This window comes from Rhizobium pisi (assembly GCF_003938655.1).
GTDB lineage: Bacteria > Pseudomonadota > Alphaproteobacteria > Rhizobiales > Rhizobiaceae > Rhizobium > Rhizobium pisi.
The window spans coordinates 87,954-103,281 of sequence record NZ_RJJT01000012.1 but is presented as its reverse complement, the minus strand read 5'-3'; the positions used below and the strand labels follow the sequence as shown (position 1 = coordinate 103,281).

12 protein-coding genes and 2 pseudogenes are annotated in these 15,328 nt (G+C 59.7%); 7 read left to right on the top strand and 7 right to left on the bottom strand.

The window, feature by feature from the left end:
- Positions 1–373 precede the first annotated feature (373 nt).
- The 3 genes and pseudogenes from EFD55_RS34330 to EFD55_RS18290 all read left to right on the top strand — a co-directional run.
- Complete coding sequence (locus EFD55_RS34330; RefSeq protein WP_125846463.1) at positions 374–610, top strand: hypothetical protein; 237 nt, start codon at positions 374–376, stop codon at positions 608–610.
- Between the two features lie 362 nt (positions 611–972).
- The gene (locus EFD55_RS18295) at positions 973–1,446 is read left to right on the top strand and encodes a peptidylprolyl isomerase (RefSeq protein ID WP_125846462.1); all 474 of its coding nucleotides are present in this window, start codon (positions 973–975) and stop codon (positions 1,444–1,446) included.
- A pseudogene (locus tag EFD55_RS18290) lies at positions 1,428–1,688 on the top strand (NADP-dependent oxidoreductase); the annotation flags it as partial. The gene EFD55_RS18295 and the pseudogene EFD55_RS18290, both read left to right, overlap by 19 nt.
- Positions 1,689–1,902: 214 nt before the next feature.
- Here EFD55_RS18290 and EFD55_RS18285 read toward each other — a convergent pair.
- On the bottom strand, positions 1,903–2,229 hold the full coding sequence (locus EFD55_RS18285) for an NIPSNAP family protein (protein ID WP_125846461.1): 327 nt from the start codon (positions 2,227–2,229) through the stop codon (positions 1,903–1,905).
- Between the two features lie 537 nt (positions 2,230–2,766).
- On the opposite strand from EFD55_RS18285, the gene EFD55_RS18280 reads away from it, so the two are divergent.
- Complete coding sequence (locus EFD55_RS18280; protein WP_125846460.1) at positions 2,767–3,093, top strand: hypothetical protein; 327 nt, start codon at positions 2,767–2,769, stop codon at positions 3,091–3,093.
- A gap of 294 nt (positions 3,094–3,387) precedes the next feature.
- Here EFD55_RS18280 and EFD55_RS18275 read toward each other — a convergent pair whose 3' ends face one another.
- From EFD55_RS18275 to EFD55_RS18245, 6 genes and pseudogenes are all read right to left on the bottom strand, one after another.
- Positions 3,388–4,161: an SOS response-associated peptidase family protein gene (locus EFD55_RS18275; protein ID WP_125846459.1), complete on the bottom strand. Its 774-nt coding sequence runs from the start codon at positions 4,159–4,161 to the stop codon at positions 3,388–3,390.
- 63 nt (positions 4,162–4,224) lie between these two features.
- Positions 4,225–4,733: pseudogene (locus tag EFD55_RS18270) on the bottom strand (ATP dependent DNA ligase); the annotation flags it as partial.
- A gap of 182 nt (positions 4,734–4,915) precedes the next feature.
- A complete protein-coding gene (locus tag EFD55_RS18265) occupies positions 4,916–5,587 on the bottom strand; it encodes a DUF938 domain-containing protein (RefSeq protein ID WP_125846458.1) in 672 nt (223 codons plus the stop codon).
- 114 nt (positions 5,588–5,701) lie between these two features.
- The gene (gene zwf / locus EFD55_RS18260) at positions 5,702–7,171 is read right to left on the bottom strand and encodes a glucose-6-phosphate dehydrogenase (RefSeq protein ID WP_125846578.1); all 1,470 of its coding nucleotides are present in this window, start codon (positions 7,169–7,171) and stop codon (positions 5,702–5,704) included.
- A 597-nt stretch (positions 7,172–7,768) separates the two neighbouring features.
- On the bottom strand, positions 7,769–8,206 hold the full coding sequence (locus EFD55_RS18255) for a Rossmann-fold NAD(P)-binding domain-containing protein (protein WP_245438492.1): 438 nt from the start codon (positions 8,204–8,206) through the stop codon (positions 7,769–7,771).
- Positions 8,207–8,809: 603 nt separating this feature from the next.
- Positions 8,810–9,766, bottom strand: coding sequence for a LysR family transcriptional regulator (locus tag EFD55_RS18245; RefSeq protein WP_245438490.1), 957 nt, complete (start codon positions 9,764–9,766; stop codon positions 8,810–8,812).
- A 130-nt stretch (positions 9,767–9,896) separates the two neighbouring features.
- Here EFD55_RS18245 and EFD55_RS18240 point away from each other — a divergent pair, with 130 nt between their 5' ends.
- From EFD55_RS18240 to EFD55_RS18230, 3 genes are all read left to right on the top strand, one after another.
- On the top strand, positions 9,897–11,585 hold the full coding sequence (locus tag EFD55_RS18240) for a GMC family oxidoreductase (protein ID WP_125846456.1): 1,689 nt from the start codon (positions 9,897–9,899) through the stop codon (positions 11,583–11,585).
- 24 nt (positions 11,586–11,609) lie between these two features.
- On the top strand, positions 11,610–14,123 hold the full coding sequence (locus EFD55_RS18235) for a CoA transferase (protein ID WP_125846455.1): 2,514 nt from the start codon (positions 11,610–11,612) through the stop codon (positions 14,121–14,123).
- Between the two features lie 117 nt (positions 14,124–14,240).
- Positions 14,241–15,242 carry an ABC transporter substrate-binding protein gene (locus tag EFD55_RS18230; protein ID WP_125846454.1) on the top strand — a complete coding sequence of 334 codons (1,002 nt, stop codon included), beginning with the start codon at positions 14,241–14,243 and terminating at the stop codon, positions 15,240–15,242.
- The last annotated feature ends 86 nt before the right edge of the window (positions 15,243–15,328 follow it).

Sequence of the window (15,328 nt, the reverse complement as noted above, 5' to 3'; positions counted from 1 at the left end):
ATCTATTGAGATCGATCCTCTAACGTGACGGTGCCGGCTTCTTACAAGAGCTTGAAAGCAGCAATCGGCCCAAACGAGACATTCAACGCCGTCGGCGACGCTGATCAGGAGCCGCAGGCTAATCACTCTCCGTCCTTGGCATCGCAGCACGGAACCGATTCAACGTGATGTTACGTGCCAAGTATTGGTTCGAATGTTATGATAAGGCCGTTTGTGTGAGGGCCCGCCATGACCGGTTCTGACGCTCCGCATTATCAAAGCATTCGTACGCACTATGGCTGTTCAATGTCATTGATCAGGCCACAGGCCTATCCTTGGGAGTGAGAGCAACCGCAGTGCTTCTGGGGAAGTATCGAGGATATAGGAGGAGAATATGAAAAGAATTGCCGCCGCGTCACTTGCATTTCTAACGATTGGATTTACGGCGCCGCCAATGGATACCGCAAATGCTGTTGTCTACTGTCAATATATCAGTTATCCGGCGGGCTGCGTCGTAAGGCCGGGCGTGGTGCTGAGGCCGCGCCCGGTTGCTCGTGCAGCGCGTGGTACAGTGACGCACGGAACTGCTGTAAATAAAGGTGGTCCAGTTAACCGCGTCGGTCGTCGCTAGTTGTCGGTTTCGACGCCATTGATGCGGTCATCGATCGATCAAGGATTGCGATCACACAGGCAAAAGCATCCCGGGCGCCCGGCTTGCGCTCCCGGATCCGTGACGCTGTGGCCGATAGGAGGTCCGCGGCTATTGTTGGCGAGCTAAAGCAAAGCGCTGCAACTATTCCTGCGACGTAACCAAGCTTGGTGCGCATCGACTTCCGCTAAAGGCTACGCATGCCATATGGGCCATCGAGTTTGATGCTTTCTGACGGAAAAGGGAACCTTCCCACTCCTTGCTACCCCGGTGATACGGTAATTTACTTCTGTCACTCCGTCGTCAGTGCTAAATTCCCCCTGTCAGCATGGCTGCAGGCCTGATTGGCGCTGCTGAGGGAGCCTCTTGTTCACTTTCTTCTCGTGGGCGCTGCGTTGTTTGCAGCCTACGCGCTGATTGATCGCGCACCGACGGAGACGACGACCAGTCAGCGTAAGGTGCGGATCAGCCAGGCGGATGTGCGTTGGGCAACTGAAACTTGGACGCGGCAATGGCAAAGAAGCCCGTCGCCTGACGAGGTTCGCGGGCTGGTCAGAGACCTTATCAAAGAAGAAGTTCTCGCGCGCGAGGCGCACGAGCTCGGGCTCGACAAGGACGACGCCGTGGTAAGGCGTCGCCTCGCGCAGAAAGTGACCTTTCTGATCGAGGATACCTCAGGATCGGCGGAGCCAAGTGACGAGGAACTCAAGCAATTCTACCGGGCACATGAAAGCGAATTCCGACGTGAGGCCCGGTTATCGTTCACGCAAGTCTTCGTCGACAGCACACGGGCTGGGGCCGACGGTCCGCAGCGCTGATCCGGGCCGGGGGAACGCTTGTGACAGCCGTCGGACCGACGGATATTCGACCTGCGGATGGCCTGGTGGTCGACTTCGTCGTCGAGGTTGATCGTGCCCAGATATCCGAGATCGTTCAGCGGGTCCGGGACGGAAGACTGCGGACGAACATCGGCAAGATTTCAAGCCTGGACAATGCGGTCGCCACCTTCAATTCGACGGAGCGGCGCGCGGGAAAGACGGTCATCCGCGTTTTCCCGTGAGCATGCCATGCGCACTCCTTGGAAGGGGTTCCTTTAGGGGTGCGCATTGCACACAAGCTTCGTATACCTAGCGCCTTAGATTCGCTTATGCGCCTTCATTCCGGCCGTTCGGGCAGTGTTGGCGATATCCTAAGAGCTGCCGTTCGTCATCGCTTCCGCAGATGACCAGACCGGGTAGAATTCCGACTGGCCGCAAGCGGGGATCCGTGGTGTCTTACTTTACTGCCGAAAAGGCAGTCGGTGACAACAACTGGTTAGAGATATTGGAGAGGATCTGCCCGTCGCGCTCTGACTCGTCGCGGACTTTAAGCCATGCAGGATCAGTGGTGAAAGCTTTCCATTTCACCTCGCGATCGGCTAGCGATTCCCAGGCGATGAGATAGGTGAGACGCTGGCTGCTCTCGCCCACGATTGTGGTGAAGAAACCTGCCTGCTTAATCCCGTGCTTGTCCCATAGTGCCAGCGTATGTTCGGCAAAGCGGTTGAGCAGCGCGGGCAATCGGCCGGGCAGACAGTCGTAAATTCTGAGCTCGTAGATCACAGTCTTGCTTCCTTATGTCCCTTGAGAAGAACATGTGTTTTGGCACTTGCTCCCTGCGCCCACGATGTCCTCCGAACCTGTAGCAACGTCATTTTCACTATTAGAACGGCCCCTGCGGGTATGTCCGAACCGCTAATCCCCTGTCAAGCCGATCGCCTGCGTTTAGGCGCCGATTGGCCATCATGTTACGAACGTTGAGCACAGTGGCCGTGTTTGCCAGCTAATCGTGAGAATGCGCCGGTTAGAACAGCTCTTGGCAGTTAATTTGAGACGGGCCGCCCAGGTTCCGCACTGGCCAATCTCCGACAGCGATCTCTCCCGGCTTGTGCAGCCTTCGAGGCTCACTATCTCTAGTGTACCCCAACACCGGAGCGTGGCCATGGATCGAAGCGCGGCCGATATGCCGAAAGTATGCATCGAAATTCTTCCGCCGGACCGCGATGAGAAGTGTGCGTCGGATGCAATGGCATGTCCTTGCTGTCGAAGGTTACGTCCGGCCTCGAGCATGGATGACGATGGCTGCGGGATCTGCGACGAATGTCTGGCGCCATGACCGCCGGCGGCAAAACACCTCCATCGGTTCAGGCGGCATTCGAAGACGCGCTTGCGAAATTGCCGGAAGGCTATGTCGATGGGCATTTTAGTAATCGACCGTGGGGCGTGACCGTCAAGCGGTCGGAGGATGGCAAACGGACCTGGCTTTATGGCGAGGAGCTTAGCCGAGGCGCTATCGTCAGCTTCAACCTCTATCGATTGCCTGGACCTGGGCCGATTCTAAAGCCGTGCGAAATGTCCTCCGCCAAGGTGATCGATTTCGTTCTCGGTTTCGAACCAAGCATAAAGAAGGCTCCGTCTCCATCATAGTGGCGGAAAAATGAGCACAAGGTCTATATTGCATTGCAACATACGCATGGCTGCACTGCGGTTTGAGCGCTGGCGGTCGAGGCAGTCTCCGATATCTTTAAGTCAACGAAGCAATGCACCTCCTCCCGCAGAGCTTCGTGTGTTAGGCGACCCACTCCTCCTCCCAAGGGGCGCCTGACGGAACAGCGGCACTCCTCCTCCCAGCCGTTGTTCAATTTTTCAAGAAGCCTGCCGTACCTCCTCCCGCGGCAGGCTTTTTCGTTTTCCGATACATTCAAGCTCTAGGTCCAGGCGTCAAAGCAGACTGCCGTGTTCCACCAGCTCTCCGGACTTCGAGACAATCGTCGATCCGTACGGCTCGCGCGAGGAAATGATCAGCGCATCATTGGGTAATGGACGGGCCAGCTCCTTGGCCTCTTCCCATGGCGCCCGCATCCAGATGTCGGTCTCTTCCTTTGCCAGCAACAGGACTGGCATGGCCTTCTCATGGATCGGCTTCACCAGGTCGTTAGGATCTGTGGTCAAGAACCCGTAGAGATCATCGGTGGTCAGGCCGTCCCTGACCTTTCGGACACTCTGCCATTGCGGCACATGCAGACCGGCAAAGAACATCAGTGACTTCTGCTCATCGCGGGCGAACCAGGCATTCGGAACGTTGCCGCCATCTTGCCGGCTGGCCGGATCCGGTTCCGCGAAACTGGTGACCGGAACGAGGCACCTGTGTTCGACGCCAAACCATCGTTTCCAGTGCGGAAAACTGAGCTTGCGCACGTTGGTCGTGCCGCGGTCGGCCTCCATGCGGATCAGCTCTTCGAGATCGAAGGGCTTACCTTTGGCAGCAAGTTTCTCGGCCTTGGCTTTGGCCGCCTTCTCAAGGGTGAAGCGCGGGGAGGGCAGTCCCCAGCGCGCATGGACCAGCTGCTTCTTGCCGTCGGCGGTGTTGCGGACGATCGGCCCCATCTGATCGGGGTTCATCTGGTAGGCAGGCATCAGGTTGATCAGGCTTTCAGCGTCCCGGGCCCACTTTGCGACCCAGTCCTTATCTTCCATGCGATAAAGATTGCACATTGCAGGCCATCTACTCCGCTTGAGCTCGAATGGCGGACAATCTAGCGCATGGCGCTGATTTCGCTAGTCGAGCCGGAAGACGTCGGCATTGTCCTGCCGTTCGCGCAGGCCCTTGTAGGATGGATGGCGCAATTTTCCGTCCGACGTCCAGGCGCGAAACTCGATCTCGGCGATCAGGGTCGGCTCGACCCAGACAATGTCGGCACTTTCGGAATAGTGCAGGGGCGGCTGCTTTCGCTTCCATCGCAACGTGTCCAGCATCTTCCGCAGTCGGATCGCCTCGGCTTCCTTGAAGCCGGTGCCGACCCGACGTGGACGAGATCGGTATCGCGGTAGGCGGCAAGCACCAACGAGCCGAAGCCGGCAGGCGACGCTGCCGACTTCTCATAACCGACGATGAAGAAAGCCTCGCTCTGGACGCATTTGACTTTCACCCAATCTCCGGTGCGACCTGAGCGATAGGGTTGATCAAGGTGCTTGCCGACGATCCCTTCCAGGCCGAGACGGCAGACATGCTCCAGCAGAACGGCCGGTTCGCCATCGAGTGTTTCTGATGGCCTGATGGCGCCGACCTGGTCAGGGGGACAATTCTCCAAGGTAATCGTCAAAGGACGATTGCACGTTGCCATGACCACTATCAAGTGGAGTGAGGTCGATCGTTTAGCGCATACCGCACGTTCCGCGGATCGACCTCGAACGATAGCAAAGGGCCCAAATGCTGTTATAGGCCCACGTCTCTTTCGCGCCCGCTCGTTCAGGCACTACCGCTGGAGAAGACCAGCAACATATTGTTGGTAGGCATCTCGATCGTCTCGCGGAGATTAAGTCCCGCGGCCTCACCCACGTGTTCAAGATCAGTGATATCACGCACACCCCAGGATGGGTTGCGTTCCTTTAGAGCCGCGTCGAAAGCAGCGTTCGAAGGGGCGTTGTGTGCCCCGTCGCGCATGAATGGGCCGTAGAGAAGAAGAAGCCCACCAGCGCGAAGCAAACGGCCAGCTCCTGCAAACAATCCTAAGCTTGTCGCCCATGGCGCGATATGGATCATATTGATAGACACGATGGCGTCAAAATGCCCCGTTTGTTCAACGCCCCATTGTCCTGAGCACACATCAATATCCCGCGGTGCCAGCACATTCTTCAGCCCTGCGAATTTGATCCAGCTGGACGTGCTGGTGCGGGCGTCGGCATCCGGATCGCTCGGCTGCCAGGTGAGGTTGGGCATTGCTCCCGCAAAATACACGGCGTGCTCGCCGGTCCCGCATCCAATCTCCAGCACGGCGCCATGTGTTGGAAGGACACGTTTTAGGACCGCGAGGATCGGCGCCGAATTTCGCGCAACGGAAGGCGAGAACATGCGCTGGTCGGCGCTTACGTCGCGCTGTTCCAGAGCAACAGGCGAACGGTCCTTCTTCTCTGGGGGCATTGGCCTTGAATCCCCTTTGGGCGATGTCTCCCACCTTATAGCTGAAATGATGGGGCTGAAACCAAGGATTTCGGACTTACGAAGGGGTCGTCGGCGCGATCCAACTACTGACCGTCAATCACGCTTTGCCGCATCCCTCCAGGCGCGCTCGAACGGTAGGCGCCAAGCGTGCGGGGCAATGAGTTGGTGGATCGACTTCGGCCCCCAGCCGCCCTGGTCGTAGAGGCGTACGGGCGGCGGGTTATCGAGGAGAGGTTGAGAAACCTCCCAGAGCCGCTCAATACCCTCGGCCGTGGTGAACAACGTGTGGTCACCGCGCATGGCGTCGAGGATCAGACGCTCATAGGCCTCCAGAACTTCGCCAATCAGGCCGGTTTCGCTCATGGCGAATTGCAGGGAGAGCTTGTCGAGCCGGAAGCCCGGTCCAGGGCGCTTGCCATAGAAGGAAAGCGAGACCTTGGAGGCATCAGCAAGGTCGAAGGTGAGGTGGTCAGGGCCCTGTGCCCCCACGCCAGAGCCGGCAGGGAACATCGATTTCGGGGGCTCGCGGAATGCGATCGAAATAATGCGCTGCCCCTCGGCCATGCGCTTGCCGGTACGCAGGTAGAAGGGCACGCCAGCCCAGCGCCAGTTGTCGATGGCGCATTTTAGGGCGATGAAGGTGTCAGTGTCGCTTTCGGGATCGACGCCAGGCTCATTGCGGTAGCCGATATATTGGCCGCGCACCACGTCGCGCGGCTCAATCGGCAACATGGAGCGGAACACCTTGTTCTTCTCCTCCGAGATTGGCGCAGGCTCAAGGGCAGTGGGCGGCTCCATCGCCATGAAGCCGAGGATCTGGAAGAGGTGGGTCACCACCATGTCACGATAGGCGCCGGTGGTCTCGTAAAAGGCGGCGCGGGTGGAAAGGCCGAGCGTCTCCGGAACGTCGATCTGCACATGGTCGATGAAGTTGCGGTTCCAGATTGGTTCGAACAGGCCATTGGCAAATCGGAAGGCCAGGATGTTTTGCGCCGGCTCCTTGCCGAGAAAATGGTCGATGCGGAATATCTGCTTCTCGTCGAACACTTCGTGCAGCTTCTTGTTCAGTGCAACGGCACTGGCAAGGTCCGTGCCGAAGGGCTTTTCCATGATGATACGGGAGCGTTCAGTCAGCTCAGCCTGGGCGAGGAGTTGCACGGCCAGAAGTGCGGCGCTTGGTGGCACCGATAAATAATGCACGCGCCGCGTCTCGACGCCCAGTGCTTTCTCGGCCCTGTCGACCGCTTCCTTGAGAGCATTGGCGCCGGCAGCGAGCGGGACGTAGTCGAGCGATGCGGCAAACGCTTCCCATTCGGACTGCGAGAACTTGCGAGTCAAGAACTTGTCCAGCGAGTCACGGGCGATGGTGCGGAAGGCATCGGCATCGATGTCGTCGAGCGAGACGCCGATAATGCGGCACCCTGGGATGAAGCCCGCATTGGTGAGGTGGAACAGCCCGGTCAGTAGCTTGCGCCTTGAGAGATCGCCCGTTGCGCCGACGAGCACAACGACCTGTGGATAGCCGGGGCCGACCCGAGTTGAATTCTTGCGCAAAACACTCATCCTCAAGTCTTCCGTTGTCCCTTGGGGATAGAAGTCCACCCCAGCTCCGCGCTGCCGCGAAGCGGCTATGTTCGTGCGTGATGCCATGACATTGAAGCTCACCCCTCGAAGGTTAAATAGAGGCATGGATCGAGCAGCGGAGCAAGGGGGCGGCAATACCATCCCGAACTGCCGTGTCTTAGCGACTTCGGTCGCGCAGGGCGGTTAACCGTCGAACCTTGCCGCGTATTAAGGACAACGGGATTGCCACGAGTTCGAACCCTATCAAGGCGAGGGATTGAAAGTCGGCTCTGGGGCCGTTACCAGCCTGGTGGGTTTCGGCTAGGATTTGCAATCAGCTGCTGTTCGGCTACCGAACCAGTTTTGGTCATAGCGGCTGACTGAGACAACTTTCGGAAACGGACATTTCGGTGCCTGAGAGGCAAGCCGCGTTTTCAGGTTATCCAAGTGCCCGCAGCGAACGCTAGCGGGTCTGCGGAGGTCGCTTATCAGTACGTGGCGAGCATCGCGGCGTGGGGTCGGACAGTGGATGGGTACGACATCCATTTGTCGTCCCACCCACCCGCTCGAAATCGCGAACCCCAGGCGGTTCGAGGACTACCCCCGACCAGAGGCATCTAGGTTTGCATGGATCCACGCATCGATGTCCGTGACCGGAATGGACTGCCGCGTGTTGAACGTCCCGGCCTTGTCCCACGCGACGCCCCGACCCAAGGCAAATGCAGCGCGGTACTTGCGCATCATGTTCTGCGGATCTTTCGCCAGTTCTTCCATCAGGAAGGGCACGCTCCATTCAGAGCGGCGGTAGGGCCGCCCGAGACCCGCCTCCAGCTTGTCAGCAACCTCGTCGTAAGTCACGGTGTCGCCCGCCAGGAACACGATCTTGTTGCGGATCCGCGGTTCGGCGAACACGATTTCCGTGGTCAGCTTCCCGATGTCTTCAGGCGTTGTCAGCGTCACGGCCGTCTCGAGACTTCCCAGCGCATTGACCTCGAAATTTTCAAGTCGACGACGACTGCGTCCCGAGCGGTCCATGGAAACGGCCCAGACGACGGCGCGTCTGTTGCCCGGGACCTTATCAAACAAACTGAAGCGCTGGTGGCGCGCTACAAGACCGAGGCGGTTCCGTAAAGCATACGGAGGAACCGTTGGACCAGAATGTCCGCTACCCCGCCCTATCTGATTAAGCGAACGGCAGCTTTCAGAAATTCAACAGCGGCCTGAGTGTCCGACATGGTGCGCAAACCTGCCGTCCCTGCGTACCGAATTGATTGTCCGCTTCGGACTACCAAATCGTGTCCGTGGCCAAAGTGCAGAGTGATAGAAGGGGCCTGTTCTTCACGAGCGCGTTGGACGGCTTGTTGCAACACGCGGCTAGCTGAATAGCTGCCGCGATCCTGCGAACTGGCCTTTTCCAACAATTGCGCTCGGCTTTCTTAATTGGGCTAAGCCCCCGACGGACGGACCACGCCGACTGAAGCGATAAACCTCGCAGTGGCTTCTCCTTTTGCTGGCGTCGCACGGGCAATTTGCGTCTTTCACGGTAGACAAGCGCTATCGGGCAACGCGTTGTCGTAACGCAGGCTTCCCTCAAAACCATGTCTCGGCGAACCACTGCCTTCACACAGACCGCCCCGACTATATCCAAACCCGCCTTATTGCATCGAAAGCAGCCATTATGGAGGGGTCGCCGATACGAGCCTCCAAGCAGAGGAAACTCAGCGTCGTGGAGATTTTAACATTCTCAGCGATGACAAGGCCGTGTGCCTGTTGTTCATGAAGGGCAATCGACTCTCGGCAAAGGCTCAATCCCACCCCTGTCCGTACCATGGCAACCATGGACGTCTCCTGATCCACTTGGGCGACTATATTTTGCCGGACGCCTAAATCGGTAAATAGGCGCGACAGCAATCGATTGTGGACCGAGGCCTGCGGTGTGCCGATCCAAGGAAGCGATGCGAGCTGTGACCAATCCGCGCCGCGCACGAGACCGGCGAGCGATGGTGGCGCGACGACGCGATAGGTTAATTGCGCCAGCTCGCGGGCATGAAAAAGCGGTGCGGCACTTTCTCCGGTAATCTCGGCGGAAGGATCATAATCTCTTGGGTCGCCGAGATAGAAACCGGCATCGAGTTCATTTCGCCTCAGCCCCTCCGGAACGTCGCCGCTCATGCCATGGCGCAGTGTGGTTTCTATGCCCGGCCCGCTCTCGATCAGCGCCTTCAGAAACGCCCCCAACCGGGTGAACTCCGGGTCGATGATCGTGCCGATCCGCAATTTCCCCCGTACGCGTGTCGCCAAATGTCCGGCCGTCTGCCCAAAATCCGTCAATGCCGTCAGCACCTGCTCCGCCTTGGCTGCCAGCAGAGCTCCTTCCTGCGTCAGTTCCAGCCCCGTGGACGTCCGCCGGAACAAGGTGAGCCCGGTATCGGCGGCAAGGCGCTTCAGTTGCAGAGTGACCGCCGGTTGGGTGATGTGCAGTTGCTCCGCGGCGCGCGTGACGTTGCCCTCGCGCGCGACGGTGACGAATGCCTTCAATTTTCTTAGGTCGATTGACTGAAGCATATTAATTTTACTTATAATGCCCTGCGCCATTTGTCATTGGATTTCCGGGCCGCTCCTCCGCTATTCCTGAAAATAGAGATGAGGAGGAGGCTAAAATGCTACGGCAAATCGTCGAAGCTTATGATTGTGCGGTGTTGCATCGCAGCGCGCGAGCAAGCCGATGACCAGCCGCGCTTCTTACCGCGCCGCCGATAGTTTTGACTATATCATCGTCGGTGGAGGCTCCGCAGGCTGTCTGCTCGCCAATCGCCTCAGCCGCGATCCAGCGATGCGCGTGCTTCTGCTAGAAGCTGGCCGAAAGGACGACTATCACTGGATTCACATCCCGGTCGGCTATCTCTATTGCATCGGCAACCCGCGCACCGACTGGCTGTACAAGACGGAACCGGATGCCGGATTGAACGGCCGGTCGCTGCGCTATCCGCGCGGCAAGACGCTCGGCGGCTGCTCCTCGATCAACGGCATGATCTATATGCGCGGCCAGGCGCGCGACTTCGACGGCTGGGCGGCGGCGACCGGCGATAACGCCTGGTCCTGGCAGAACTGCTTGCCCGATTTCAAGGCGCATGAGGATCATTATCGGCTGGACAACGGCGCGGACCCAAAGACAGGCGGCAACAGCCGCTTCTCCGACATGCACGCCCACGGTGGCGAATGGCGGATAGAGAAGCAGCGGCTCAAATGGGACATCCTCGAATCGTTCGCCGAGGCCGCCGTCGAGGCCGGTATTCCGCGCTCCGACGATTTCAACAGCGGCGACAACGAGGGCGTAGGCTATTTCGAAGTCAACCAGCGATCCGGCTGGCGCTGGAACACGTCGAAGGCTTTCCTGCGCCCGGCGAAAAACCGCCCGAACCTGACGGTCTGGACTCAGGCCCATGTCGAACGGCTGATCCTTGAAGCCGAGGCGTCCGGCCGCAAGCGTTGTGCCGGCCTCGTTGTCCAGCGGCAGGGGCAAAGGGCAGAGGTCAGAGCGCGCAGGGAGGTCATCCTGTCGGCCGGCGCCATCGGCTCGCCGCAGATCCTGCAATTGTCGGGCATCGGGCCGGGCTCTCTCCTGAAGCGCCATGGTGTCGAGGTCGCCCACGACCTGCCGGGCGTCGGGGAAAATCTTCAGGACCATCTGCAGATTCGCGCGGTCTTCAAGGTCGGCAATGCCAAGACGCTGAACACGCTCGCCAACAGCCTGCTCGGCAAGGCGATGATCGGGCTCGAATATGTGCTGAAACGCAGCGGCCCCATGAGCATGTCGCCCTCGCAGCTCGGCGCTTTCACCCGGTCGGACGACAGCCAGGCGCACGCTAATCTTGAATATCACGTCCAGCCGCTGAGCCTCGACTCCTTCGGAGAACCGTTGCACAACGTACCCGCCTTCACCGCGAGTGTGTGCAATCTCAACCCGACCAGCGTCGGAAGCGTGCGCATTCGCTCCGATAAGGCCGTCGACGCCCCGGCGATTGCGCCGAACTATCTGAGCACGGAAGAGGACCGCCGCATCGCTGCCGAGAGCTTGCGGCAAGTGCGCAGTATCGTGTCGCAGCCGGCATTGGCCAAATACCAGCCTGAGGAATGGAAGCCCGGCTTGCAGTTCCAGAGCGACGAGGAACTGGCCAGGTTGGCGGGCGATATCGCCAACACCATTTTTCATCCTGTCGGGACGACGAAGATGGGCCACGATGACGATCCGATGGCAGTGGTGGATAGCCGTCTCAGGGTGCGGGGCATTGAGGGCCTGCGCGTCGTCGATGCGGGTATCATGCCGAAGATCACCAGCGGTAACACCAACGCGCCGACGCTGATGATCGCCGAAAAGGCGGCCGGCTGGATCGTCGCCGATCGGCGCGCATAGAAAACTCTTGGGGAGATGAGAGCAATGACATCGATCGCGCGTTCCGCGCTTCCGCTTTCCGGCGTTCGGGTGGTTGATTTCGGGCAATATATCGCCGGCCCGGCCGTGGCCATGATTCTTGGTGATCTTGGCGCGACCGTCGTGCATGTCGATCCGCCCGGCGGACCGCTCTGGGACAATCCCGCCAATGCCATCCTTAACCGCAACAAGCTGATCGTCACCCTCGATCTCAAAACGGAGGAGGGGTTGGATGAGGCAAAAGCGCTGGTGGCGGAGGCCGATATTGTCGTCGAGAATTTCCGCCCCGGCGTGCTCGCCCGGCTTGGGATCGATTTTTCGGCGTTGCGTAAAGCGCGGCCTGAACTGATCACCCTGTCGATCCCCGGCTTCGCCTCCGACGACCAGCTTCGCCGGGATTGGCGGGCCTTCGAGGCGGTAATTGCGGCGTCCTCCGGCGTCTTCACGGATATGGGCCTCAATCGCGTCCTCATGGGCATCAACCCCTCTTTTTCTCCGCTGCCGCTTTCTTCCGCCTACGGCACAATGCTTGCGGCGTCCGCAACGGTGCTGGCGCTTCAAGCGCGCGAGCACACCGGGCATGGCGATCACATCGAGGTGCCGCTGGCAAGCGCCGTCATGGAGGGCCTCTCCTACAACTCGATCCTCATCGAGGACTATCCACTGCGCTACCAGACCCAGCGCGAGCGGGAGATCGAACGGCGGCGCAAGGAAGGCCTGCCGATGGATATGTCCTATGATGACTTACAGGAATTCCTCGATCCCTTCTATCGCAGCTATATGTGCGCCGACGGCCGGATGTTCTACGTCGTCTGCCCCAGCCACAAGAACCATGCAAAGCGTTGCCTGCAAACGCTCGGCCTCTACGATGAGCTGGTGGCCGAGGGACTGCGCGAGGAGGAAGACACCTATCTGCCGGTCTGGGAATGGTCGTCGGACGTTTCCCTTGGCGTCTATCCACTCCCGAAATTTTGGGCCGACAAGATCGCGGCCCGCATGAAGGAAGTCTTCCTCAGTAAGACGGCGGCCGAATGGGAACGCGTCTTCGGGGAAGGGCTGTTTCCAGGTGCGCCGCAACGCTGGCTGAAGGAATGGATCGCCGACGATCACGCCAGGGCCGCCGGCCTGATGATCGAGGTGGATGATCCGGTCCTGGGCCGTATGACCCAGCCGGGGCCGATGGCCTGGCTGCAAGAAAGCGCCGAAGCCATGCTGACGCCGCGCCCGCGGCGTTGGGGAACGGTCAAGGAAGCGCTGGCGATGCTTGCGAGCATCGAGTATCCTTCCTTGCCGGCCCCCGGCGTTGAAGCCCCCGGCGGCTGGCTGGATGGCGTCAGGGTCCTCGATCTCTGCAATGTGATCGCCGGCCCGCACTCGGTTGCCTATCTCGCCCGCTTCGGCGCGGACGTGATCAAGATCGATCCGGCCAAGCCGCTCTATGACTGCTGGAACACCGTGATTTTCGGCATGTCGCACATGCGCGGCAAGCAGTCCGTGCTGCTGAATATCGGTTCGCCCGATGGCCGTGTCGTCTTCGAGGAACTGGTGCGTTCCGTCGACGTCGTGGTCTGGAACGCCACCGACCGCCAAGTCAATGCGATGGGGCTCGATGCGGAGAGCCTGAAGGAATTGAATCCGCAGGCGATCTTCTGCCAACTCGATTGCTTTGGCGGCGTGCGCACCGGCCCGCGCACCGACTATCTCGGCTATGACGACCTTGTGCAGTCGGCGACTGGCATCATGCTGCGCTTCGGCGGCTCGATGGAAACGCCGGAGGAGCATGCCCATGTCGGCACCATCGATGTCATGTGCGGCTTTGGTGCGGCCCTTGGCGTCGCGGCCGCCCTGTACCAGAAGTCCAAAACCGGGGTCATCGGTCGACCGCGCACCTCGCTGTCAGCGCTGACGGGCCTCGCGCAGATACCGTTCTGCTACGACTATGCGGGGCGCGGCCCCTTCGATGAGCCGTCCGGCCGCGAAACGAAGGGTTATCATGCCCTGTCGCGCCTCTACGAAACGGCATCGGGAGATCACCTTCTTTTGTGTGCCTCGGAAGCCGATCTTCCGCGTTTCGGCAAGGTTGCCGGTCTGAGGGGGATTGTCGAGATGGCGACAGCCGATCGTGAGGCCTATCTCGCGACAGTCTTTATGACCGCACCCGCAGAGATCTGGCAGCAGCGGCTACAGGAAGCCGATATCGGCGTATCTCTTTGCGAGAACATCGAGGCGATCCGGAGGCGGAGCGCCCGCATTTTCGACGGCACGCCGGGGGTCGACCGCGGCAGCTATTCTTTCTCGATCTTCCCGGACCATTCGAGCGGACATACCGTCACACAGCTCGATCCCTTCGCCATCCGTCCGGCAGTCGGCAAGGTCACTGCTGTCGCGCCGGCAGAGAAGTACGGAGCGTCCACACGCGCCGTTCTCCGATCTCTGAACTACACCGATGCTGAGATCGACCGACTGATCGCTTCCGGCACGGTCAGCGAGACATGGAGCGCGGAGTACCTGCCAAGCTAGCAGGAAACGGGGGCTTCGGATTCTGAGGAGGGTACCGGAGCCGCTCGCGGCCCGCCGAGATATGCGATGGCGTTGACGGGCTTGGAATTTCAACATCGCACATAGGGAGGAAGTGCCATGAAAGAACTCTTCGCCTCGACATGCCTTGCGGCAGCAATGCTGACCTTTGGCAATTCGGCGCAGGCTGCTGATTGCGGCGACGTCACCATCGCCAGCATGAACTGGCAGAGCGCGGAAGTGCTCGCCAGTCTGGACAAGTTTATTCTGACCGAGGGTTACGGTTGCAACGCCGAAATCATACAGGGCGATACGGTCCCGACGATCACGTCAATGACCGAGAAGGGGCAGCCCGACATCGCGCCCGAAGGATGGGTCGATCTTCTGCCTGATGTCGTCAACGCCGGCGTTGCAAACGGGAAGCTCGTCGTTGCATCGACCGTGCTGACCGACGGTGCGGTGCAGGGCTGGTGGATGCCGAAATACCTTGCTGACGCTCACCCGGACATCAAGACGATCGATGATGTCCTCAAGCATCCGGAGCTGTTCCCGGATCCCGAAGACATATCGAAAGGTGCGATCCACAATGGTCCGCAGGGGTGGGGTGGCACGGTCGTGACCTCGCAGCTCTATAAGGCCTATGGCGGCGAAGCTGCGAACTTCACGCTGGTCGACACAGGCTCGGCTGCTGGCCTAGACGGCTCTATTGCCAAGGCCTACGAGCGCAAGGAAGGCTGGGTCGGCTACTACTGGGCTCCAACCGCGCTTCTCGGCAAATACGAGATGGTGAAGCTCGAGCATGGCGTGCCCTATGACGCAGCCGAGTGGAAGCGCTGCAACACCGTCGCGGATTGCCCGGACTCGAAAAAGAATGAATGGCCGAAGGACACCGTCCAGACGCTCGTGACCAAGCCATTCTCCGAGCGCGCCGGTGAGGACGTCATGGGCTACCTCAACAAACGCGCCTGGTCGAACGACACGGTCAACAAGCTGATGGCCTGGATGACCGACAATCAGGCAAGCGGCGACGACGGTGCAAAGCACTTCCTGGAAGAGAACAAGGCCATGTGGGAGGAATGGGTATCGCCTGAAGCAGCCGAGAAGATCAAGGCGGCGCTTTGATCTCATTCAAGACGTTGCTGGCGCGTATCGCGCCGGCAACGAACAGCGCGTCCAAGAATGCGCTTGCCGTTATCGAGGAGGATGGA